The sequence below is a fragment of the Variovorax sp. OK605 genome, assembly GCF_900115445.1.
Classification (GTDB): Bacteria; Pseudomonadota; Gammaproteobacteria; order Burkholderiales; family Burkholderiaceae_C; genus Variovorax.
Genome location: NZ_FOWL01000007.1, coordinates 232,601 through 254,801, shown reverse-complemented (window position 1 = coordinate 254,801; position 22,201 = coordinate 232,601). Strand labels below are relative to the sequence as shown.

The following is a 22,201-nucleotide window of genomic DNA, read 5'->3' as shown; positions in this document are numbered from 1 at the left end:
CCCCATATAAATCCATACATATGACCTTCTTGTATGACTGCCAATAGCACCCAACCCACCCGGCGCGGGCCAGCAACCCCGCACCGCCTTGCCCAGCTCGCCCGCTTCGGGCTGCTCGGCCCGCTGCTCCTGCTCTCCGGCTGCGGCATGACGCTGTTCGACCCCAAGGGCGACATCGGCGCGCAGGAGAAGCACCTCATCGTGCTGGCGCTGGCGATCATGCTGGCCGTGGTCATTCCGGTGATCGTGCTCACGCTGTGGTTCGCCTGGCGCTACCGCGAGACCAACACCCGCGCCACCTACGCGCCCAAGTGGGCGCACTCCACGCGCATCGAGGTGGTGGTGTGGGGCATTCCGTGCGTGATCGTCGCCTTCCTGGCGGTGCTGATCTGGCGCACCACGCACTCGCTCGACCCCTACAAGCCGCTCGTGTCCGAGGTGCCTGCGCTGCGCGTGGAGGTGGTGGCCATGAACTGGAAGTGGCTGTTCATCTACCCCGACCTCGGCGTGGCCACCGTCAACCAGCTGGCCGTGCCCGTGGACACGCCGATCGCTTTCAAACTCACCGCGCATTCGCTGATGAATTCCTTCTTCATTCCCCAGCTGGGCAGCCAGGTCTATGCCATGCCCGGCATGCAGACGCAGCTGCACCTGATCGCCAACCACACGGGCGCGTACGACGGCATGTCCGCCGCCTACAGCGGCCACGGCTTCTCGGGCATGAACTTCAAGGCCGCGGCCATGACGCGCGCCGACTTCGACGGCTGGCTCGCGCAGGCCCGTGCGTCGAGCGAAACGCTGTCGCTCGCCGCCTACCGCAAGCTCGAGGTGCCCAGCGTGAAGAACACGCCCGCCACCTACGCGAAGGTGGAGACCGGCCTGTTCGACGCCATTGCCAACCAGTACATGGGCATGAGCGTGGAAGAAATGGCCGCCAACGACATCTGCGGCCCCGAGACGCCGGAGTTCCCGCTGCGCCTGCAGGCCGCACGGCCCGTGAACCTGGGTGCCCTGGGCACCCAAGCCGTGCCGGCCGGCGGAGAGTAAGCCCATGTCCCTGCTCGGAAAACTCGACCTCTCCGCCATCCCGCTGCACGAGCCCATCATCATGGGCACGCTGTGCGCGGTGATCCTGCTGGGCGCCGCGCTGCTCGGCGCCATCACCCATTACGGCAAGTGGGGCTACCTGTGGACGGAGTGGTTCACCTCGGTGGACCACAAGCGCATCGGCGTGATGTACATCCTGCTGGCGCTGGTGATGCTGCTGCGCGGCTTTGCCGACGCGCTCATGATGCGCGTGCAGCAGGCCATGGCCAGCGGCGGCAACGAAGGCTACCTGCCGCCGCACCACTACGACCAGATCTTCACGGCGCACGGCGTGATCATGATCTTCTTCGTGGCCACGCCGCTGATCGTGGGCTTGATGAACGTCATCGTGCCGCTGCAGATCGGCGCGCGCGACGTGGCCTACCCGTTCGTCAACTCGCTGAGCCTGTGGCTGGGCGTGGCGGGCGCGGCGCTGGTGATGATGTCGATGTTCGTCGGCGACTTCGCCGCCACCGGCTGGGTGGCCTACCCGCCGCTCTCGGAGCTGGGCTACAGCCCGACGGTGGGGGTGGACTACTACATCTGGTCATTGCAGGTGTCGGGCCTGGGGACCACGCTGACGGGCATCAACTTCATCGTGACCATCCTGCGCATGCGCGCGCCCGGCATGACGCTGATGAAGATGCCGGTGTTCACCTGGACCGCGCTGATCACCAACATCCTGATCGTGGCGATCTTCCCGGTGCTCACCGCCACGCTGGCGCTGCTGACCATGGACCGCTACCTGGGCATGCACTTCTTCACCAACGACCTGGGCGGCAACGCCATGATGTACATCAACCTCATCTGGGTCTGGGGCCATCCCGAGGTGTACGTGCTGATCCTGCCGTGCTTCGGCGCGTTCTCGGAAATCATCGCCACCTTCTCGCGCAAGCCGCTGTTCGGCTACACGTCGATGGTGTACGCCACCTCGTCGATCGGCGTGCTGTCGTTCTTCGTGTGGCTGCACCACTTCTTCACGATGGGCTCGGGCGCGAACGTGAATGCGTTCTTCGGGATCATGACCTCGATCATCTCCATTCCCACGGGCGTGAAGCTGTTCAACTGGCTGTTCACCATGTACCGCGGGCGCATCCGCTTCCACTCGGCCACCATGTGGACGATCGGCTTCATGGTGACCTTCGCCATCGGCGGCATGACCGGCGTGCTGCTGGCCATTCCGGGGGCCGACTTCGTGCTGCACAACAGCCTGTTCCTGGTGGCGCACTTCCACAACGTGATCATCGGCGGCGTGCTGTTCGGCTGCCTCGCGGGCATCAGCTTCTGGTTCCCGAAGGTGTTCGGCTTCACGCTGAACGAGTTCTGGGGCAAGGTCGCGTTCTGGCTCTGGCTGGTGGGCTTCTACCTGGCCTTCATGCCGCTGTACGTGCTGGGCTTCATGGGCATGACGCGCCGCATGAACAGCTACGTGGTCGAGGGCTGGCAGCCCTGGCTCATCGTGGCGCTGGTCGGCGCGGTGGTGATCGGCATGGGCATCCTGGCGATCGGCGTGCAGTTCTACGTGAGCATCCGAGACCGCAAGCAGCACCGCGACCTCACGGGCGACCCGTGGGACGGCCGCAGCCTGGAATGGGCCACGGCCTCGCCCGCGCCGTTCTACAACTTCGCACTGGTGCCGCGCATCGACTCGCTCGAGCCCCACTGGGACGCCAAGGAGGCCGGCACCGCCTACGCGCAGCCCACGGCGTACGAAGACATCCACATGCCGCGCAACACCGGCACGGGCGTCATCGTGTCGGTGTTCGCGCTGCTGATGTGCTTCGCGCTGGTGTGGCACATGTGGGCCGTGGCGGCGGCGGCACTGGCGGGCGCCATCGCGGCCTTCGTTTTCCGCTCGTACGACCGGGACGTGGACTACCACGTGCCCGCCTCGGAGGTGGAGCGCATCGAGAGCGCGCGCTTCGCGCAACTGAAGGGAGCCGCGGCATGAGCGCGCTGCAGATGACGCAGGGCCACGCCGCGCACGGTGGCCATGACAGCCACAGCAGCCATGACAGCCACGGTGGAGAGGCCCGGACCACCATGGGCTTCTGGATCTACCTGATGAGCGACTGCCTGATCTTCGCGGTGCTGTTCGCCACCTTCGGCGTGCTCGCGGGCGCCACGGCGAACGGGCCCACGGGGCGCGGCCTGTTCGAGCTGGAGTTCGTGCTGGGCGAGACCATGCTGCTGCTGCTCAGCAGCTTCACCTTCGGCCTGGCCACGCTCTCGCTGAACGCGGGCAAGCTGCGCCACGGCACCGGCTGGCTGCTGGCCACCTTCGTGCTGGGCGCGGCCTTCGTGGGCATGGAGGTGTACGAGTTCGCGGAGCTGATCCACCGCGGCGCCGTGCCGCAGGCCAGCGCCTACCTGTCGGCGTACTTCACGCTGGTGGGCACGCACGGCCTGCACGTGAGCTTCGGCCTGCTGTGGCTGGCCGTGATGCTGCACCAGATCCACCACTTCGGGCTCACGCCCGTGACGCGCCGCCGCCTGGCCTGCCTGAGCCTGTTCTGGCACTTCCTGGACCTGGTGTGGATCTGCGTCTTCACCTTCATCTACCTGCGAGAGTTCACATGACCGCTTCCAACGCCGTGCGCCCGCGCGGCCCCGCCATCTCGGTGCAGTCGCGCGCATCGGCCGTTGCCGTGGATTCGCGCGGCGTGACGATCGACTCGCCCTCGCATGGCGCGCACGGGTCGCACGGGTCGCTGAAGAGCTACACCGTCGGCTTCGCGCTGTCGCTGCTGCTCACCTTCGCGTCGTTCGGCGCGGTCATGCTCGACGTGCTGCCGCGCCAGCTGCGCCTGCCCGTCATCGTCATGCTGTGCGTGGCGCAGCTGCTGGTGCAGCTGGTGTACTTCCTTCACATGGGCAGCTCGCCGGACCAGCGCTCCAACACGGGCATCTTCATCTGCACCGCGCTGCTCATCGCCATCGTGGTCGCGGGCTCGCTCTGGGTGATGCACAACGCCAACCTCAACATGATGCCCATGCAGCTGACGCCCGCCGAGGCGCGGGCCAAGGAATGAACACCATGACCGCCACCGCCCTGCCGCCCATCGACATCCGCAAGCGCAGCCTGAACATCGAGATGATCTTCCACGAGGGCGGGCCGCGCGTGAGCCGGCCGATCCTCGTGGCCTCGGCCTGCGCGGTCATCCGCAACCCCTGTGCAGGCCGCTTCGAGCCCGACCTGCTCCCGTTCATGGAGGCCGTGAAGCCCATCGGCGCAAGCCTGGCCGAAGAGCTGGTGCGCTCGCTGGGCCGCGACCAGGTCGAGGCCTACGGCAAGGCCGCCATCGTCGGCGTGAACGGCGAGATGGAGCATGGCGCCGTGTGGCACGAGGCCGGCGGCTGGGCCATGCGCGAAGCGCTGGGCGAGCCCAGGGCCATCGTGCCTTCGGTGAAGGCGGTGGCCGGTGCCGGCTACCGGCTGATGGTGCCGCTGCACCATGTGCACGCGGCCTATGTGCGCAGCCATTTCTCGTCGGTCGAGATCGGCATCCAGGACGCGCCGCGGCCCGACGAGATCCTGTTCGCGCTGGTGATGTCGAACGGCGGGCGCATCCATCCGCGGGTGGGCGGCCTCGCGGCCGAGCAGATCGCGGCGAACGACGGGCAGCGCTAGGCGCCGTCGTTCATCGGCCCGCGTCCGAAGGCACGACGCGCACATGGGCCTCCAGCCGCGTGCACCCGGGCGAGGACACGATGCTCAGCGTGCCGCCGATGCGCACGATGCGGGCGTCCATGCTGCGCAAGCCGATGCCGGCCACGGCAGCCGCGCCCGCGCCCGCACCCGCACCCCCTCCCACGCTCACGCTCGCGCCCGCGCCGGCCATCACCTCCACATCGAACCCCACGCCGTCGTCCTCGATCGCCAGGCTGAAGCGGTCGTGCGCGAGCTCCCGCAGCCTCACTTCGAAGGCCCGCGCGCGGCTGTGCTTGATGACGTTGGTGAGCGCCTCCTCGAGGAAGCGCGTCAACCCCAGCATCTGCTTGGCCGAGATCTCGCACGGCCAACGGGCCGGCACCTGCCAGCGCCCCACGACGCCCAGCTCCTCGAAGATGCGGTTGAAGCGGTGCCGGATCGGCGCGATCCATTCGGTCGGCGTGGCCGCCACGCGCGCCGACGCGCTGGAGCTGCTGTCGATGACCTGGCGCAGGTCGTCGCGCAGCGACTTGAACATCGACAGGTACTGGTTCGGCTCGAGCGCGTGCGCCGACTGCTCCACCAGCGCGATGGAGCGCACCAGCGAGCCGCCCAGGCCGTCGTGCAGGTCGTGCGCGAGCTGCAGCCGCTCGCCCAGCCGGGCATTGGTCAGCTCCAGCGTGTGCTCGCGCTTCAGGGTCTGGGTGAGCTCGTGGCGGGTGGCGGCAATGCGCTCTTCCAGCTCGAGGTTGAAGCGCTCGATGCGCCCCAGGTTGCGCGTGAAGCTCCACGCCAGGATGGCGGACATGCCCACCATGATCAACGGCGCCGAGACCGTGGTGTAGGCCAGGCCGTCGTCCAGCACGCGCATCACCATCAGCAGGTCGTGCACGGCCGCCACCAGGAAGCCCAGCACACAGACCGCCAGCAGGAGGTGCTCGGGCTTGCGGGTCGAGAGCGCGCGCCAGATGAAGCGCACGCACGCCGCCATGAACAGCAGCCCGCAGCCGATGAACACGAAGGCCGCCACGGCGGCGAGCCCCTCGCGCCCGACGAACGCCACCACCGCGGCCAGCAGGCCCGACGACAGCCACAGCGCGGCCTCGGCCCGCGCGAAACGCTGGCCGCCGAAACGGCACAGGAAGGTGCAGAACGCGCAGGTGTAGGCCAGCAGCGTCGCCATGATCCAGCGCGTCCAGCCCTCGCTGCTGGCGAAGGGCCACGGCGTGGCGGCCACCGCGTTGCTCGCGAACAGCAGCCAGGTGAACGAGGAGAGGGCATACCAGCCGTAGGAGCGCTCGCTGCGCCGCATGAGCCACAGCACCAGGAAGAAGCAGCCCAGCGTCATGGAGATCACGAGGTTCATCGCGGGCAGCGTCCGGCGCAGCAGCACCTGGTGGCTGTAGAACGGCTCCACCACGTCGGCCGTGCCGATGCGCACGCGCCCCAGGCCCGCGCCGTCGATGCGGTTGCCCACGACCTTGATGAACAGCGAATTGCTCCCGGGCCGCAGCGCGGACGCCGGAACGACCAGGTAGCGCGGCGTGTTCCAGCTGCGGCTGAGCGGCTCGGCCAGGTGGCGGTCGGTCCACAGCAGGTCGTCGTTGAGGAAGACCGCGCCGGCCATGTTGAGGTAGTCGATGGCAATGGCCAGCGGCTCGGCGGCGCCGCCGCAGGTCTGGCGCCAGTCGATGCGGTACCAGGCCGTGCCGTCGTGCGCGGGCCAGCGCGCCGACCAGAGGTCGGGCAGCGTGACCGGGCTCCACCCCTCGGCCGGCCGGGCGCCGTCGTCAGCGCGCGCCTGGGCTGCCTCGATGCGCTCGACCTGCGGCTGGCACGACTGGCCCCAGGCCACGGCGGGGGCCGCGGCGAGAAGGATCAGGCCAGCAAGCCACGCGAGCGCGCCTCGAAGACCGCCTTGGTGCGCGACGACACGGCGAGCTTCTGGTAGATGTGCTTGATGTGGCATTCGACGGTGTGCTTGGACAGGAAGAGCTGCTGCGCGATCTCCCGGTTGGTGAGGCCCAGCGCGACAAGCTGCAGGATCTCGGCCTCGCGCCGGCTGAGCACGCCGGCATCGACATGGCCCGGCGTGGTGGCCGGCGAGTGGACCAGCTCGAGGATGCGGCTGGCAATGAAGGGGTCGATGGGCGCGCCGCCGCGCAGCACGCTGCGGATGGCCAGCGACAGCTCGATGTCGTCGCGCTCCTTGAGCACATAGCCGGTGGCGCCGGCGCGCAACGCGGTGAGGATCACGTCCTCGGTGCTCCACGCCGAGATCACGAGGATGCTCAGGCCCGGGTCTTCGGCGCGCAGCTGTTCGATCAGCGACACGCCGTTGCCGTCGGGCAGCTCGATGTCCACCAGCGCCAGCGCATGCGGCTGGGCCGCCATGCAGGCCTGCGCCTGCGCGAAGGTGCCGGCGAAGACCAGCGCGTCGTCCTCGTAGCCGAACTGGGTCAGCAGGGTGTGGATGCGCCGCTGCATCAGCGGCTCGTCTTCCACCACGAGCACCGGCGCCGGCAGCAGGGCCTCGCGCCATTCGGGCGCCGATGGCGCCTGCGCGGCCGCGCCGCCGGCGCCTAGCGGCATGCCAGGCCCTGGAAGGAGCGGTGCGGGGTCGCGGGCCGGAGCGGGGTCATGGGGTGTCGATTCAGGGGGGTACGGAAGCATGCGGTCGGGTGCCGGGGAGCTTAGCAAGACGCGCCGCGCGGCATGGTGCCGATGCTAGCGATGCAGCAGGTGATCACCAATCCCTAGAACCAGTGAAAACCGCCGCGGCGCGGCTCAGGCGTGCCATAACTCAGGGATTCCGCGCCGACTTCCTGCGCGCCAGCTCCGCGGCCTGCGCCCCGATGAGCTGGGCCCGCGCGCGCATCTGCGCGACCACGCTCTCCACGCGCGCGTCGGGCAGGCGCTCGGTGATGGTGGCAATGGCCAGGCCGGCCACGGTGCGGCCGTCGGCCAGGCAGATCGGCACCGCGACCGCGCGCGAGCCCGGCACCACGCCGACCGGCGCGTAGGCATAGCCCTGCGCTCGGGTGCGCACCGCGCGCGCCAGCAATTCGGCCGGGTCCACGTGCAGGGCCTTGAGCTTGCGCGCATTGCGCCGCACCACGTCGGCCGCCTCGTCGGCCGGCAGCGAGGCCAGCAGCACCAGCCCGCTCACGCCCACGCCCAGCGGCCGGCGCGCGCCGATCTCGATGGACAGCACTTTCACCGGAAAGCTGCCGGTCCTGCGGTCGATGCACACCGAGTCGGTGCCGTTGCGGATGGTGAGGAACGCGGTGTCGCCCAGGCTCTCGCTGAGGTAGCGCAGGTGCGGCTCGGCAATGGCCTGGATGGGAAAGCGGCTCGCGCGCGCCAGGCCCAGCAGCGAGACCTCGCCGCCCACCAGGTAGCGCCGCGTGGACAGGTCCTGCTCGACCGCGCCCTCTTCCACCAGCACGCGCAGCAGGCGGTGCACGGTCGGCCGGTTCAGGCCGGTGTGGCTCACCACGTCGGTCAGGCGAACGCCGCGCTCCTGGCCGGTGGCCAGCACGCGCAGCACCGCCAGCGCGCGGCGCACGCTCTGCGCGCCGGCGGTGGCCGAGGTGTCGGCGCCGGTGTCCTTCCTATCCGCCGCTGCCGCCATCCATCACCGCCTTGGGCGTCTGCTGCATGCCGCGCAGCGTGACGATCTCGCCCAGCGTCGCGTAGTTGGGCCCGCCGATGCGGCAGACCGGGTCGAGCGCGCGCGTGTCGACCTTGCCGTTGTGCACCAGCCCGTCGCGGATGTGAAAGGCCGTGACCTCGCCGACGATGAACTCGGCGCCGGTCTCGCCGAAGGCGATCACGCGCTCCAGCTTGCATTCCATGCTGACCGGCGCGTCCGCCAGGCGCGGCACGCGCACCGTGCGGCAGGCCAGCGTGCCCAGGCCGAGCAGCTCGGCCTCGCTCACGTCGGGCGCGTGCTCGGCGCTGCTCTCGTGGATGGCGACCATCTGCGAGGCGTCGCCGATGTTCACCACGAACTCGCCCAGCGCATGGATGTTGGCACCCGTGTCCTTGCGTTGCCCGGCCTTGCGCCCGATGTTCACGCCCAGCAGCGGCGGCTTGTTCGACACGAAGGTGAAGCAGGAGAACGGCGCGAGGTTGACCACGCCGGCCTCCGACAGCGTGGTGATCCACGCGATGGGACGCGGCACGACGATGCCGCTCATCAGGCGGTAGGTGGCTTCGGGCGACAGGTCGCCGGCATCGAGAAACATGGCAGGGCCTTGTGAGGTGGCTGGGCCTCGATTGTCCGCAGCGCTTCGGCGGCGCCGTGCGCGGACTTTCGGAAAACGTCCACCATATGGAACATCCGGAGGATATTGCATTGCAGCATCCGGGCGCAAATTCTTAGAGTGCATGGGTCGCCGATGAAACCGCAGCCAACTTGCGGTGCCGGTGTCGAATCAGGAGACATGACTTGAAGAATTTCAGCGCCACATTCCCGGCCCTTGCCACCGCGGCGACCATTGCGGTCTCCGCATGCGCGGCCCTCGCCGCACTGCCCGCCACCGCGCAGGACGCGTGGCCCGACAAGCCCGTGAAGCTCGTGCTGCCCTACCCGCCCGGTGGCAACGTCGACGGTGCCGCGCGCATCATCAGCGAGCAGCTGCAGGCCGTGTTCAAGCAGCCCTTCATCGTGGACAACCGGCCCGGCGCCGGCGGCATGATCGCCGCGGAGTACGTGGCCAAGGCCACGCCCGACGGCTACACCTTCTTCATGGGCGCGAACGGCCCGATCCTGTTCTCGCCGACCATCTTCAAGCGCAACGCCTACGACTGGAAGAAGGACTTCGCGCCGGTCAGCTCGGTGTCGTTCACGCCGCTGGTGCTGCAGGTGCACCCCTCCACGCCGTACAAGACCGTGGCCGACCTGCTCACCGAAGCCAGGAAGCCCGGCAACCAGCTGACCATGGCCTCGCCCGGCGCGGGCACGCAGAACCACCTGGTGAGCGAGTACCTGCAGCGCGAGAGCAAGGCGCACTGGACCACGGTGCACTACAAGGGCAACGCGCCCGCCACCACCGACCTGCTGGGCGGCCAGGTGCAGTTCAACTTCGACCAGATCTCGGTGGCCGGCCCCTTCATCCAGCAGGGCCGCACGCGCGCGCTGGCGGTCACCTCGGCCAAGCGCCTGCCGCAGCTGCCCGACGTGCCGACCCTGCAGGAGGCCGGCTTCAAGGACTTCAGCACCGAGACCTTCACCGGCATCCTGGCGCCGCGCGCCACGCCACCGGAAGTGGTGACGCGCCTGTCGGAGGCGCTGCGCAAGATCCTCGCCGACAAGGCCGTGCAGGCCCGCTTCCAGACGCTGGGCTCCGAGGCCCGCGGCAGCACGCCCAAACAGTTCGCCGAGTTCCTGACCAAGGAAGACGCGCGCTGGATGCCCGTCATCAAGCAAGCCAACATCACCGCCGAATGACCACCCGATGAGTGCCACCACCACCCTGGGGCGCACCGCGCCCGCCGCGCGCGCCAGCGTCTACATCGACGGCTTCGGCCACAAGAACCCGATTCCGGCGGCCTGCCGCGCCGGCCCGCTGCTGGAGAGCGGCAGCATCCAGGGCAACGACCCCGCCACCGGCAAGCCGGCCGAGAGCATCGAGGCGCAGTGCCGTTTCATGCTCGACAACGTGCGCCGCATCGTCGAGGCGGCGGGCGGCGGCACGCAGGACATCGTGAAGCTCACGGTGTGGATGAAGGACCGCAGCCAGCGCCCCGCGCTCAACGTGCCCTGGCTCGAGATGTTCCCCGACGCCGCCTCGCGGCCCGCGCGCCACGCGATCATCGCGCCCGAGCTGGACATGGGGAAGCTCATCGAGTGCAGCTTCACCGCGTGGATCGCCTGAACAGACCCGTTCGCCTCCTTCGATCCATTCGCCCCTCTTGCAATCCCTCATCCCCATGGCCGACTACCTCCCCTTCGACCCCCACCCGCGCGCGCCCGTGCCGCTGCCGCCCGCGCTGTCGTGCGACAGCCAGTTCCACGTCTTCGGCCCGCGCGAGCAATACCCGGTGCGGCCCAACGCCGCCTACGAAATGCCCAGCGCCACCTGGCAGGTGGCGCAACGGCTGCACGCCACGCTGGGCATCCAGCGCGGGGTGATCGTGCAGGCCACCACCTACGGCGCCGACCACACGGTGGTGCTCGACGCGCTCGAGGGCCTGAACGCCGGCGGGCCGCGCCGCTACATGGCGTGCGCCAACGCCGCCGTGCTGACCGAGCGCGACGACGCCTACCTGCACAAGCTGCACGACGCCGGCGTGCGCGGCGCGCGTTTCACGCGCGGCGGGCTCGGCATCAGCCTGAGCGCGGCCGAGCAGGCACGGGCCTTCGCCCGCGTGAAGGAACTGGGCTGGTACGTCAAGGTGCAGCCCGAGCCCCACGGCATCGCCGAGCAGCTCGCCACCTTCGAGTCGCTCGACGTGCCCGTGCTGCTGGACCACATGGGCCGCGCCGACCCCTCGCTGGGCGACGCCGATGCGAGCCTGGCGCGCATGCGCGAGCTGCTGGCGCGCGGCAACTTCTGGGTGATGCTGTCGCTGTCCGAGAAGATCTCGAAAACCGGCGCGCCGTGGAACGACGTGGTGCCGCTCGCGCAGCGCCTGATCGAGGCCGCGCCCGAGCGCTGCGTGTGGGGCAGCGACTGGCCGCACCCCGTGTCGGTCAAGCAGCCGCCCAACGAGGGCGCTCTGCTGGAGCTGCTCTACCGCTTCGCACCCGACGCCGCCACGCGGCAGAAGATTCTTGTCGACAACCCCGCCCGCTTCTTTGGATTCGAGACCGCATGAAACTCATCAGCTACCTGCACGGCGGCGCCTCGCACTGGGGCTGCCTCACCGCCGACGGCAACGGCGTCGTCGACCTGGGGCGCCGCCTGGGCGCCTTCGCTTCGGTGTCCGCGCTGCTGGCCGGCGGTGAAGCCGCGCTGGCCCAGGCCCGCGCCGCGGCCGAAGGTGCCGCCGCCGACCACGCGCTGGCCGACGTGCGCTTCGAGCTGCCCATTGCGCAGCCGCGGCGCGTGTTCTGCATCGGCGTGAACTACGCGCACCGCAACGCCGAGTACAAGGACGGCAGCGACCTGCCGAAGTACCCGAGCATCTTCATGCGCGTGGCCGAGTCCTTCGTGGGCCACGGCGAGGCGCTGCAGCAGCCGCTCGAATCGACGCAGCTCGACTACGAGGGCGAGATCGCCATCGTCATCGGCCGCCGCGCGCGCCGCGTGAGCGGCGACGAAGCCCTGGCCTGCATCGGCGGGCTGACCTGCATGAACGAAGGCACCATCCGCGACTGGGTGCACCACGCCAAGTTCAACGTGACGCAGGGCAAGAACTTCAATGCGTCGGGCGCCATCGGCCCGTGGATCGTCACGGCCGACGAGTTCCCGCAGGGCTTCGGCGCGCTGCGCGTGCGGACCCGCGTGAACGGCGAAGCGCGCCAGGACGACACCACCGCCAACCTGATGTTCGACTTCGCCTACCTGGTGCACTACCTGTCGACCTTCACCACGCTGGAGCCCGGCGACATCATCGCCACGGGCACGCCGACGGGTGCCGGCATCCGCTTCGATCCGCCGAAATTCCTGAAGCCCGGCGACGTGGTCGAGGTCGAGGTGAGCGGCGTGGGCGTGCTGCGCAACGTGGTGCGCGCCGAGGAGTCGCTGCCATGAGCCTGGACGCCGCCACCCTCTCGCAGGCCGCCGAGCGGCTCGAGCAGGCGCAGCACAGCCGCGTGGCGTGCCGCCAGTTCTCGCTCGACTACCCCGACATGGGCATCGACGACGCGTACGCCATCCAGCATGCGTGGATGCAGCTGAAGCTGCGCAACGGCCGCACGGTGAAGGGCCACAAGATCGGCCTGACCTCCAAGGCGATGCAGCGCGCGGTGAACATCGCCGAGCCCGACTACGGCACGCTGCTGGACGACATGTTCTACCGCGACGGCGCGGTGATTCCCAGCGAGCGCTTCCTGCAGCTGAAGATCGAGGCCGAGCTGGCCTTCGTGCTGGCCCGGCCGCTGTCGGGCCCCGACTGCACGCTGTTCGACGTGCTCGACGCCACGGCCTACGTGACACCCGCGCTCGAAATCCTCGATGCGCGCATCCAGCGCGTCGACCCCGCCACCGGGCGCACGCGCAACGTCTTCGACACCATCTCCGACAACGCGGCCAACGCCGCGCTGGTGCTGGGCGGGCGGCCCTTCAAGCCGGCCGTGACCGATGCGGACATGCGGCGCATCGGCGCCATCGTGAGCCGCAACGGCGAGGTCGAGGAAACCGGCCTGGCCGCGGGCGTGCTCAACCACCCGGGCTACGGCGTGGCGTGGCTGGCCAACCGGCTGCACCGCTTCGGCGTGACGCTGCAGGCCGGCCAGGTCATCCTGGCGGGCTCGTTCATCCGGCCGATCGAGGTCGGCAAGGGCGACACGGTGGTGGCCGACTACGGCGACTTCGGCACGGTGTCGTGCCATTTCGGGTGAGCGCCATGCCGGTGCTGCCCAACCACTTCAAGCGCGCGCTGGCGGCCGGCGTGCCGCAGATCGGCCTGTGGTCGACGCTGCCCGACCCGTACGTGTCGGAGATCGTCGCGGGCGCGGGCTTCGACTGGGTGCTGCTGGACACCGAGCACACGCCCACCGACGTGCCGCACATGCTGCACCAGCTGCAGGCCGTGACCGCCGCGGTGCCGGCCGACACCGCGCGGCGCACCTCGGCCGTGGTGCGGCCCGACTGGAACGACACGGTGCTCATCAAGCGCTACCTGGACATCGGCGCGCAGAGCCTGCTGCTGCCCTTCGTGCAGAGCGCGGCCGAGGCGCAGGCCGCGGTGCGCGCCACGCGCTATGCGCCGGACGGCGTGCGCGGCATGGGCGGCTCGGTGCGGGCGTCGAACTTCGGGCGCATCGGCGACTACGTGAAGCGCGCGCAGGACGAGCTCTGCGTGCTGGTGCAGGTGGAAACGCGCGAAGCGCTCGACCACCTCGAGGAGATCCTCGCGGTGGACGGCGTGGACGGCGTCTTCATCGGGCCGGCGGACCTGTCGGCCAGCCTCGGGCATCCGGGCGACCCGGGCCACCCGGAGGTCCGGCGCGCCATCGACGACGCCATCTGCTGCATCCGCGCGAAGGGCAAGGCGCCCGGCATCCTGATGCTGGACGACGCCAGGGCGCGCGAGTGCCTGGCGCTGGGCGCGCTGTTCGTGGCGGTGGCGATGGACCTGCAGATTCTGGCGCGGGGCGCCGAGGCGGCCGCGGCGCGCTTCCAGGACCGGGGCAAGACCACGCAGGCCACACAGGCCGCGCAGTCCGCGCAGGCCGGATCGATCGCCTACTGACCGGCCGGCGTTCAGCCGTTCAGCCGTTCAGGGCCGGGGCTTCCACGCGATGCGCTGCGCTTTCGCGGGGTCGGTCTTCAGCAGATCGCGAAGCTCCGACTCGAAGCGTGCATCGAGTTCGCGCCGGGTCGCGCCGCACCGCAGGTAGGCGTCCTGCGAGGTGCCGAACATGTGGACGGCCCGCGCCTGGCAATAGCCCGACTTGTCCTGGTAGCAGACCGGTGCATTGAAGTCGGCATGCCACACGCCGGGTTGCGTGCTGCGCATGTGCGCGACAAAGGAGCTCAGCGCGGCCTTCAGCGCCGGCACGTCGTTCTCGGCGCGCGTTTCCCAGACCGTCGATGCCACGTCGACCGGCTTGCCCACGCTGCCGTCGGCCATCATGAAGACGACGCAGTACTTGCCCGGCACATCGGCCGGGTCGAGCGCGACGGGTGCGGCCGCCACCGGGGCCGGCACCGATGCAGGCGCTGCGGGTGCAGCGGCGGCACCGGCAAACTGCGCCCTCGACCCCACCTCCACCACGACGTCATGCAGGGCCCGGTCGCGCCAGACCCGCAGCGGCGCCTTGAAGCCCGGGCGCATGCGGGCCACGATCGCGCTCAGGTCGGCGGGCTGGTTCACCGGCTGGCCGGCAACTTCGAGCACCACGTCGAGCGGCTTGAGTCCGGCGGCGGCGCCCTTCTCCAGTTCGACGACCAGCGCACCGCGAACCGGCTGCAGGCCCATGGCCCGGCCCACCGAATCGCTCACCGCGTCGGTCCTGATGCCGAGCGCGCCGCGCACGCCGCGTGAGTCGCGTGAGTCGCCGGCGCCGGCCTGGCCGGCCGGCGGCGCCCCCGCGGCTGGCGCGGCGCTCGCCACGGCCTTGGCAACAGGCCGCCAGGCCAGGTCGATGAAGGTCAGGTTGAAACCGCTGAACAGGCCGCGGTAGCGCGCCCGGCTGCTGTTGGCCTTGGCCAGCGTGCCCTCGACCGCACAGGTCGCACGCGCATCCGGCACGCCGTGCTGAGGCACGACGTTGCGCTTGAACTCTTCTTCGGCGGCACCGACGTAGTTGAAGCGCGCCATGGGGTCCATCGCCGGGACGGATTGCTCGAACACGGTGCTGGCGACGGTCTTGCGGACCTTCGGGTTCATGTCGGTGGCGTAGCAGTAGAAATAGAAGGTCGTGCTCGCGTTGCCGGCGGGCGCAGCCGCAACGGCCGCAGTGCCCGCAGTGCCCGCCGTCGCGGAAGCCCCGCCGCAGCCCTGCTCCTGCCGCACCTGGCGGATCGCGTCGACGTGCCAGCCCATGGCCTTGCGCATCATGGCGTCGTTCGCGGGGCTGTTGCTCTCGCCGACGAAGTTGCGTTCCAGCTCGCCCAGGTGCCGGCAGTCGAAGCCGCGGTACTGGCTCGTGGAGATGCCCATGGTCTCGGGCGTCATGTTGGCCTCGGCCGCGCCCTGGATGGCGGAGTCGAGCACGGCGTGGGCAACGGTGAAGCAGCCGGTCAGTTGGGTGCACAGCAGCACCAGGGCGAGGGCGAGGAGGTGGCGAAGGTTCGGCGTGGCGCGGTGCATGGACTGGCGGGCAGAGGACGGCGCGCGAGTCGCCAGGTGGGGTGATGCGTGGATGTTCCCGTCCGCCCGCGACACTGCCCATCCCTTTTTCATGGGAAGACGGATGCGCGAATCGGTCGGCGTTCAGCCGAAGCTCAATCGGCGCTCAGTCGGCGCTCAATCCGCGTTCAGGCGCCGCCAGCGTGCCGGCGACGTCCCCACATGCGCGGAAAACACCCGCGTCAGGTGGCTCTGGTCGGAGAAGCCGCAGGCCGCGGCGATCTCCGCGATCGGCAGCTCGGGTTGCGCCAGCAGCCGGCGTGCCGCCGCCACGCGCTGCGACACCAGCCACGCGTGCGGTGTCTGCCCCGTGGTCTGCTTGAAGGCCTTGCTGAAATGGCTGCGCGACAGCGCGCATTCGCGCGCCACCTCGGCCAGCGACACGTCGCCGGCCAGGTGCGCCATCAGGAAGGCCTTGGCGCGGCGCTCCTGCCAGGGCGCCAGGCCGCGCGGCTCGGCACTGGCCGCGCCCGCCACGCCGCCGTAGGCGTGCAGCACATGGGCCTTCAGCGCCAGCGTGAGGTGGTCGACGAACAGCGTGCTCGCCGTCTCGGGCTGCATCAGGGCCGGCAGCATGGCCCGGCCCAGGCTGGCCACCACCGGGTCGACCGTGCCCGCGTCGCAGCGCAGCGCGGCCACGCGCGGCACGTCCATCTCTTCGGCGAAGGCGTCGATGGTGGTGCGCGGCAGGTGGAACAGCATCGAATGGAACGGGCTGCACACGTAGGCGCTGGCGCACTGCGACAGGTCGGCGATGTGGAAGGCGCCCTCCTGCTGCAGGCCCAGCCGCAGTTCGGTGCCGCCGCTGCGGATGCGCCGGCTGCCGCCCGAGGCGATTTCCACGCTGAGCACGAAGGCGTCCTCGGCGGGCAACGGCGGCAGCACGAACAGGTGCGGCTGCTCGTAGTGCATGTGCGCAATGACCAGCTCCGAGCCCCAGCGCGAGGTGGCGACGAGCGAGGGCACGGCGTCGACGCCGTACTGCATCGCCAGGCGCTGGCCGAAGCGGTTGTCGCCGCAGGAGGGAGATGGCATGGGGCGCATGTTAGCCGCCGATGCGGGTGCCCGTGCTGGCTCTGCTTCTGGCGCCGGTGCGCGTCAGTCGCAGACCAGCTCCGTCTTCGCGGCGGCGCACAGGCGCGCCTTCTCGACGGCAGGCAGCGGCGCCCCGGGCACCAGCCCGTCGAGCATCAGCACGGCGGGGTACAGGCGCTCGTCGCGCGGGTTCTTCCTGTAGGCCTGCATCACGAGGCGCTGGCCGCCCTTCCTGCAGACCTTGCGCTGCGCGCGCGCCACTTCCTTGTCGCGCGCGGAGCCGTCGCCCGAGAACTCGCCCGCGAAGTGGAAGCACATGGCGGCGTCTTCGACGGCCTGGCGCAGGGGTTGCTCGTCTTGCGTGAACACGGCCGATGCAGCCGATGCAGTCGGTGCCGCGCAGGCGATGGATAAGAGCGAGGCCGACAACAGCCCCGTGCATGCAGCGGCAATGCCCTGGAATTTCATGGTGCGCATTCTTCCTTCTTCAAATGACAAAGGCCGCCCACGGGCGGCCCTCGGATCCTACGGACGGAAGAATTACTTCTTGTCGCCGCCCGGCACCTTGCCTTCCACGCCCTTGACGTAGAAGTTCACGCCCGACAGGAACTTGTCGTCGGCCACGGCATCCTTGGCGACCACTTCCTTGCCGTCCTGGCCCAGGATCGGGCCCTTCCAGATCACGAAGCTGCCGTCCTTCAGGCCCTTCTTGACTTCCTCGACCTTGGCCTTGGCTTCGGCCGGCACGTCGTCGGCGATCGACACGAGGTCGATGGCGCCTTCCTTCACGCCCCACCAGCTGGTGCCGGTGGCCCACTTGCCGTCCAGGGCTTCCTGGGTGGCCTTGATGTAGTACGGGGTCCAGTTGATGGTGGCCGAGGCCAGGTGGGCCTTGGGACCGTAGGCGGTCATGTCGGAATCCCAGCCGAAGGCGCGCTTGCCCTTTTCTTGCGCGGTCTTGAGCACGGCCGGCGAGTCGGTGTTCTGGAACAGCACGTCGGCGCCGCCGTTGATCAGGGCGGTGGCGGCTTCGGTTTCCTTCGGCGGGCTGAACCATTCGTTCACCCACACGACCTTGGTCGTGATCTTCGGGTTGACCGACTGCGCGCCCAGCGTGAAGCTGTTGATGTTGCGCAGCACTTCGGGAATCGGCACCGAGCCGACCACGCCCAGCGTGTTGCTCTTGGTCATGGCACCGGCGATCACGCCGGCCATGTACGCGCCTTCGTACGTGCGGCTGTCGTAGGTGCGCATGTTCTCGGCGGTCTTGTAGCCGGTGGCGTGCTCGAACTTCACGTCCTTGCTGTCGGCCGCGACCTTCAGCATGGGTTCCATGTAGCCGAAGGTGGTGCCGAAGATCAGCTTGTTGCCCTGGCCGACCATGTCGCGGAACACGCGCTCGGCGTCGGCGCCTTCGGGCACGCTTTCGACGAAGGTGGTCTTGATCTTGTCGCCGAATTCCTTCTCGAGCGCCTTGCGGGCGTTGTCGTGCGCGAAGGTCCAGCCGCCGTCGCCCACGGGTCCGACATAGGCGAATGCGATGTTCAGCGGCGCTGCCGGGGCGGGTGCCGCTGCGGCGGGTGCCGGGGCCGGAGCGGGCGCCGCGGCCGGTGCTGCCGCTTCTTCTTTCTTGCCGCAGCCGATCAGGGCCGCCGAAGCGACCGCCGTGAGGGCGGCCAGCTTGAGCAGGGAGCGCTTGTTCAGATCATTCATTGTCGGAAATCCTCAAAAGGACAGGTTGGCGGAAAAACGAGAACGCGATTATGAGCCGGGGTAGAACGGTTTCCCGATGGAAGCCGGCATGTTGGCGCGGATGAACGCCGGGTTGCGCGAGATCAGCGCCAGCACCACGATGGGGGCGATGTACTGCAGCATGCTGAGGAACTGCACGGGCACGTCGATGCCGCTGCTCTGCAGGTGAAAGCCCAGCATCGTCACGCCGCCGAACAGGTAGGCGCCCAGCAGCACGCGAACCGGCCGCCAGGTGGCGAAGGTGGTGAGCGCCAGCGCGATCCAGCCGCGGCCGGCGACCATGCCCTCGACCCACAGCGGGGTGTAGACGGTGGACAGGTAGGCCCCCGCCAGCCCGCACAGCGCGCCGCCCGCGATCACCGCCAGGAAGCGGATGCGCCGCACCGGGTAGCCCAGCGCATGCGCCGACTCGGGCGATTCGCCGACCGAGCGCAGCACCAGGCCGGCGCGCGTGCGGTACAGGAACCAGATCAGCGCGAAGGTGAGCACCACCGCGAAATACACCATCGGGTGGTGGCGGAACAGCGCCGGGCCGACCAGCGGAATGTCGCCGAGCACGGGAATGGCGTACGACACGCTCTCGGGCAGCTTGGCCTGCACGAAGTTGATGCCCGCGAAGGCCGAGAAGCCCACGCCGAACAGGCTCAGCGCCAGCCCGGTCGCGTACTGGTTGGTGTTGAGCCAGATCACCAGCACGCCGAAGAAGGCCGCCAGCAGCGCGCCCGCCGCCATGCCGGCCAGGAAGCCGAGCCAGGGGTTGCGCGTGACGACCACCGTGGCAAAGCCCGCGATGGCGGCGCACAGCATCAGGCCCTCGGCGCCCAGGTTGACGATGCCGGCCTTCTCGTTGATGAGCAGGCCCAGCGCCGCAATGGCGAGCACGGTGCCCGCGCTCAGCGTGGAGCCGAGCAGGAGTGCGTAGCTTTCCATGGTCAGTGGCTCCCTTCGGTGGCACGCGCGACGGGTGCGGTGATCGGCGTGCTGGCCTGCAGCGAGGCCGTCGTCATGGTGGCGGCAGCGGCCTTGGCGGCCGCCTTGCGGCGCACGCGGTACGCAATGAGCGTGTCGCAGGCCAGCAGCGTGAACAGCAGCAGGCCCTGGAACACGCCGGTCAGCGACTTGGGCAGCCCCAGGCGCGACTGCGCGAGCTCGCCGCCGATGTAGAACATGCTCATCAGGATGGCCGAGAAGACCATGCCCACCGGGTGCAGCCGGCCGACGAAGGCCACGATGATGGCCGCGAAGCCGTAGCCCGCCGGCACGTACGGCGTGAGCTGGCCGAGCGGGCCGGCCACCTCGAGCGCGCCGGCCAGGCCGGCCGCGCCGCCGGAGGTCAGCAGCGCGATCCACACGGCGCGGCGCGCCGAGAAGCCGGCGTAGCGCGAGGCCGCCGGCGCCAGGCCGCCGACCTGCTGCGCGAAGCCCGCCCGCGTGCGGAACAGGAACACCCACAGCGCCCCCGCGCCCACCAGCGCGATGACCAGCCCGATCGTCACGCGCGAGCCCTTGAACAGGCGCGGGATCTGCGTGATGGCCTCGAAGGTCTTGGTCTGCGGGAAGTTGTAGCCGTTCGGGTCTTTCCAGGGCCCGTAGACCATGTAGCCCAGCAGCAGCGTGGCCACGTAGACCAGCATCAGGCTCACCAGGATCTCGTTGGCGTTGCACTTGTCGCGCAGGAACGCGACGATGCCCGCCCACACCATGCCGCCAAGGATGCCCGCGACCAGGATGGCCGCCACGATCCACTGGCCCGTGTTCTTGTCGGCCAGCAGCGCCACGCCGCCGGCCGCGATGGCGCCGAACACGAACTGCCCCTCGGCGCCGATGTTCCACACGTTCGAGCGGAAGCACACGGCCAGGCCCAGCGCAATGATCAGCAGCGGCGTGGCCTTGACCATCAGCTCGCCGATGGCGTAGCCGTTCTTGATGGGTTCGTAGAAGAACACCAGCAGGCCCTTCACCGGGTCCTTGCCGAGCGCGGCGAACAGCGCCACGCCGATCAGCACGGTGATCAGCAGCGCCAGGATCGGCGAGGCATAGCTCCAGAAGCGCGAGAGCTCCGGGCGGGGTTCGAGCTTAAGCATGGGTGGCCTCCGAATGCTGCCGGCCTTGCCACAGGCCGCTCATCCATTCGCCGATCTGCGGCAGCGTGGCCGCCGCGCGGTCGATGGAGGGCGACAGCCGCCCCTTGGCGATGACGTGCAGCCGGTCGCAGATGTTGAACAGTTCGTCGAGCTCCTCGCTGATGACCAGCACGGCGCAGCCGGCGTCGCGCAGCGCCAGGATCTCGGCATGGATGAGCGCCGCGGCGCCCACGTCCACGCCCCAGGTGGGCTGCGAGACGATGAAGAGCCTGGGATTGGCGTCGATCTCCCGGCCGACGATGAATTTCTGCAGGTTGCCGCCCGACAGCGAGCGCGCAGCCGCCTTGGGGCCGCCGGCCTTGACCTTGAAGCGCTCGATGATGGCCTTGGCCTGGCGCTCGAGCGCGCCGGTGCGGATCCACCCGCCGCGGCCCACCGCGTCGCTGCGCGTGAGCAGCAGGTTGTGCGCCAGGCCCAGCGTGGGCACGGCGCCGCGGCCCAGCCGCTCCTCCGGCACGAAGTGCAGGCCCAGCGCGCGCCGCGCGCGCGGGCGCAGCCGGCCGGCCGGCTTGTCGAACACCTGGACCATGGCCGCGTCGGCGCGCACGTCCTCGCCCGACAGCGTGTACAGCAGCTCCTTCTGGCCGTTGCCCGAGACCCCGGCAATGCCGACCACCTCGCCCGCGCGCACGTCCAAGGAGATGGCCTCGAGGTCCACGCCGAACTGGTCTTCGCGCGCCAGCGTCAGGCCCTTCACGCGCAGCGCCACCGCGCCCGCGTGCACCGGGCGGTGCTGCAACGGCGGCGGCTCGCTGCCGATCATGAGGCGCGACAGCGACTGCGTGCTCTCGTTCTGCGGATTGCACACGCCCGTGACCTTGCCTCCGCGCAGCACGGTGCAGGCGCTGCACAGCTCCTGGATCTCGTGCAGCTTGTGGCTGATGTACAGGATGCTGCAGCCCTCGGACGACAGCTTCTTCAGCACGTTGAACAGCTTGACGACCGCCTGCGGCGTGAGCACCGAGGTGGGTTCGTCCAGGATCAGCAGCTTGGGGTTGGTCAGCAGCGCGCGGATGATCTCCACGCGCTGCATCTCGCCCACCGACAGCGTGTGCACCGGCCGCGCGGGGTCGATGTCCAGGCCGTATTCGCCGGCCTTGGCGGTGATGTTGCGCGTGACCTCGGCCAGCTGCAGCGACTTGTCCAGCCCCAGCCACACGTTCTCGGCCACGGTGAGGGTGTCGAACAGGCTGAAGTGCTGGAACACCATGCTGATGCCCAGCGCCCGCGCCTGCTGCGGGTTGCGCAGGTTGACGGCCTGGCCGTCGAACATGACGGTGCCTTCGTCGGGCTTGACCGACCCGTAGATGATCTTCATCAGGGTCGACTTGCCGGCGCCGTTCTCGCCGAGCACGGCGTGGATTTCGCCGGGCTGCACGGCCAGGGAGATGTCGCTGTTGGCCACCACCGCGGGATACCGCTTGGTGATGTGCGCGAGCTGGAGTCTGGGGGTTGTCATGCCGGGTTTTTCGTGAGTGTCTCGTTCAACATCGCAGGCGGTGTACAGCTATAAGTTTAATAGCGACACCGCCCCCGGCCCGAGCGCCTCAGCACCCGGTCATAT

The 22,201-nt window shown here is 69.5% G+C and carries 22 protein-coding genes; 11 read left to right on the top strand and 11 right to left on the bottom strand.

The annotated features are described in order from the left end of the window. Nucleotides 1–33 precede the first annotated feature (33 nt). The 5 genes from cyoA (at nt 34) to BM013_RS19905 (ending at nt 4,717) form a co-directional block, all read left to right on the top strand. Nucleotides 34–1,047, top strand: coding sequence for a ubiquinol oxidase subunit II (cyoA, locus tag BM013_RS19925; RefSeq protein WP_093129374.1), 1,014 nt, complete (start codon nt 34–36; stop codon nt 1,045–1,047). Between the two features lie 10 nt (nt 1,048–1,057). Further along, nucleotides 1,058–3,037 carry a cytochrome o ubiquinol oxidase subunit I gene (cyoB, locus tag BM013_RS19920; protein WP_093129546.1) on the top strand — a complete coding sequence of 660 codons (1,980 nt, stop codon included), beginning with the start codon at nt 1,058–1,060 and terminating at the stop codon, nt 3,035–3,037. Further along, nucleotides 3,034–3,666, top strand: coding sequence for a cytochrome o ubiquinol oxidase subunit III (cyoC, locus tag BM013_RS19915; RefSeq protein ID WP_093129373.1), 633 nt, complete (start codon nt 3,034–3,036; stop codon nt 3,664–3,666). Before cyoB ends, cyoC begins: the two co-directional genes overlap by 4 nt. Nucleotides 3,667–3,755: 89 nt before the next feature. After that, entirely contained in the window at nt 3,756–4,118 is a 363-nt protein-coding gene (gene cyoD, locus BM013_RS19910; protein WP_371280510.1) for a cytochrome o ubiquinol oxidase subunit IV, read from the top strand. Nucleotides 4,119–4,138: 20 nt separating this feature from the next. After that, complete coding sequence (locus BM013_RS19905; RefSeq protein WP_093129545.1) at nt 4,139–4,717, top strand: amino acid synthesis family protein; 579 nt, start codon at nt 4,139–4,141, stop codon at nt 4,715–4,717. A 10-nt stretch (nt 4,718–4,727) separates the two neighbouring features. Here the strand turns inward: BM013_RS19905 and BM013_RS19900 are convergent, their stop codons facing one another. The 4 genes from BM013_RS19900 to BM013_RS19885 form a co-directional block, all read right to left on the bottom strand. Continuing rightward, nucleotides 4,728–6,593, bottom strand: a complete 1,866-nt coding sequence (locus tag BM013_RS19900; protein WP_256221564.1) for a sensor histidine kinase — start codon at nt 6,591–6,593, stop codon at nt 4,728–4,730. Between the two features lie 23 nt (nt 6,594–6,616). Then, complete coding sequence (locus BM013_RS19895) at nt 6,617–7,330, bottom strand: response regulator transcription factor (protein ID WP_093129370.1); 714 nt, start codon at nt 7,328–7,330, stop codon at nt 6,617–6,619. Between the two features lie 211 nt (nt 7,331–7,541). After that, a complete protein-coding gene (locus tag BM013_RS19890) occupies nt 7,542–8,372 on the bottom strand; it encodes an IclR family transcriptional regulator (RefSeq protein ID WP_093129369.1) in 831 nt (276 codons plus the stop codon). Further along, nucleotides 8,353–8,988 (bottom strand): flavin reductase family protein, encoded by a 636-nt coding sequence (locus tag BM013_RS19885; protein WP_093129368.1) that lies wholly within the window; start codon nt 8,986–8,988, stop codon nt 8,353–8,355. The genes BM013_RS19890 and BM013_RS19885 overlap by 20 nt, the downstream gene beginning before the upstream one ends. Nucleotides 8,989–9,191: 203 nt before the next feature. Here BM013_RS19885 and BM013_RS19880 point away from each other — a divergent pair, with 203 nt between their 5' ends. Genes BM013_RS19880 through BM013_RS19855 form a run of 6 tightly spaced genes read left to right on the top strand, consistent with a single transcriptional unit; the run spans nt 9,192 to nt 14,104 of the window. Beyond that, on the top strand, nt 9,192–10,193 hold the full coding sequence (locus BM013_RS19880; RefSeq protein WP_256220059.1) for a Bug family tripartite tricarboxylate transporter substrate binding protein: 1,002 nt from the start codon (nt 9,192–9,194) through the stop codon (nt 10,191–10,193). A 7-nt stretch (nt 10,194–10,200) separates the two neighbouring features. After that, nucleotides 10,201–10,620 carry a RidA family protein gene (locus BM013_RS19875; protein ID WP_093129367.1) on the top strand — a complete coding sequence of 140 codons (420 nt, stop codon included), beginning with the start codon at nt 10,201–10,203 and terminating at the stop codon, nt 10,618–10,620. A 55-nt stretch (nt 10,621–10,675) separates the two neighbouring features. Beyond that, a complete protein-coding gene (locus BM013_RS19870) occupies nt 10,676–11,563 on the top strand; it encodes an amidohydrolase family protein (RefSeq protein WP_093129366.1) in 888 nt (295 codons plus the stop codon). Next, a complete protein-coding gene (locus BM013_RS19865) occupies nt 11,560–12,441 on the top strand; it encodes a fumarylacetoacetate hydrolase family protein (protein ID WP_093129365.1) in 882 nt (293 codons plus the stop codon). Before BM013_RS19870 ends, BM013_RS19865 begins: the two co-directional genes overlap by 4 nt. Further along, nucleotides 12,438–13,250, top strand: coding sequence for a 2-oxo-hept-4-ene-1,7-dioate hydratase (gene hpaH / locus BM013_RS19860; RefSeq protein WP_093129364.1), 813 nt, complete (start codon nt 12,438–12,440; stop codon nt 13,248–13,250). Before BM013_RS19865 ends, hpaH begins: the two co-directional genes overlap by 4 nt. A 5-nt stretch (nt 13,251–13,255) precedes the next feature. Further along, entirely contained in the window at nt 13,256–14,104 is an 849-nt protein-coding gene (locus tag BM013_RS19855; protein WP_093129543.1) for an aldolase/citrate lyase family protein, read from the top strand. 27 nt (nt 14,105–14,131) lie between these two features. Here BM013_RS19855 and BM013_RS19850 read toward each other — a convergent pair whose 3' ends face one another. The 7 genes from BM013_RS19850 to BM013_RS19820 all read right to left on the bottom strand — a co-directional run bounded on the left by BM013_RS19850 (nt 14,132) and on the right by BM013_RS19820 (nt 22,096). Next, a complete protein-coding gene (locus BM013_RS19850; RefSeq protein ID WP_093129363.1) occupies nt 14,132–15,667 on the bottom strand; it encodes a S1C family serine protease in 1,536 nt (511 codons plus the stop codon). Between the two features lie 156 nt (nt 15,668–15,823). Next, a complete protein-coding gene (locus BM013_RS19845; RefSeq protein WP_093129362.1) occupies nt 15,824–16,741 on the bottom strand; it encodes an AraC family transcriptional regulator in 918 nt (305 codons plus the stop codon). A gap of 63 nt (nt 16,742–16,804) precedes the next feature. Next, nucleotides 16,805–17,218: a hypothetical protein gene (locus BM013_RS19840; protein ID WP_093129361.1), complete on the bottom strand. Its 414-nt coding sequence runs from the start codon at nt 17,216–17,218 to the stop codon at nt 16,805–16,807. 63 nt (nt 17,219–17,281) lie between these two features. Next, nucleotides 17,282–18,454: a BMP family ABC transporter substrate-binding protein gene (locus BM013_RS19835; RefSeq protein ID WP_093129360.1), complete on the bottom strand. Its 1,173-nt coding sequence runs from the start codon at nt 18,452–18,454 to the stop codon at nt 17,282–17,284. A gap of 48 nt (nt 18,455–18,502) precedes the next feature. After that, a complete protein-coding gene (locus tag BM013_RS19830) occupies nt 18,503–19,423 on the bottom strand; it encodes an ABC transporter permease (protein WP_093129359.1) in 921 nt (306 codons plus the stop codon). Nucleotides 19,424–19,425: 2 nt separating this feature from the next. Further along, nucleotides 19,426–20,577, bottom strand: coding sequence for an ABC transporter permease (locus BM013_RS19825; protein WP_093129358.1), 1,152 nt, complete (start codon nt 20,575–20,577; stop codon nt 19,426–19,428). Then, nucleotides 20,570–22,096, bottom strand: a complete 1,527-nt coding sequence (locus BM013_RS19820) for an ABC transporter ATP-binding protein (protein WP_093129357.1) — start codon at nt 22,094–22,096, stop codon at nt 20,570–20,572. Before BM013_RS19820 ends, BM013_RS19825 begins: the two co-directional genes overlap by 8 nt. Nucleotides 22,097–22,201: the final 105 nt, after the last annotated feature.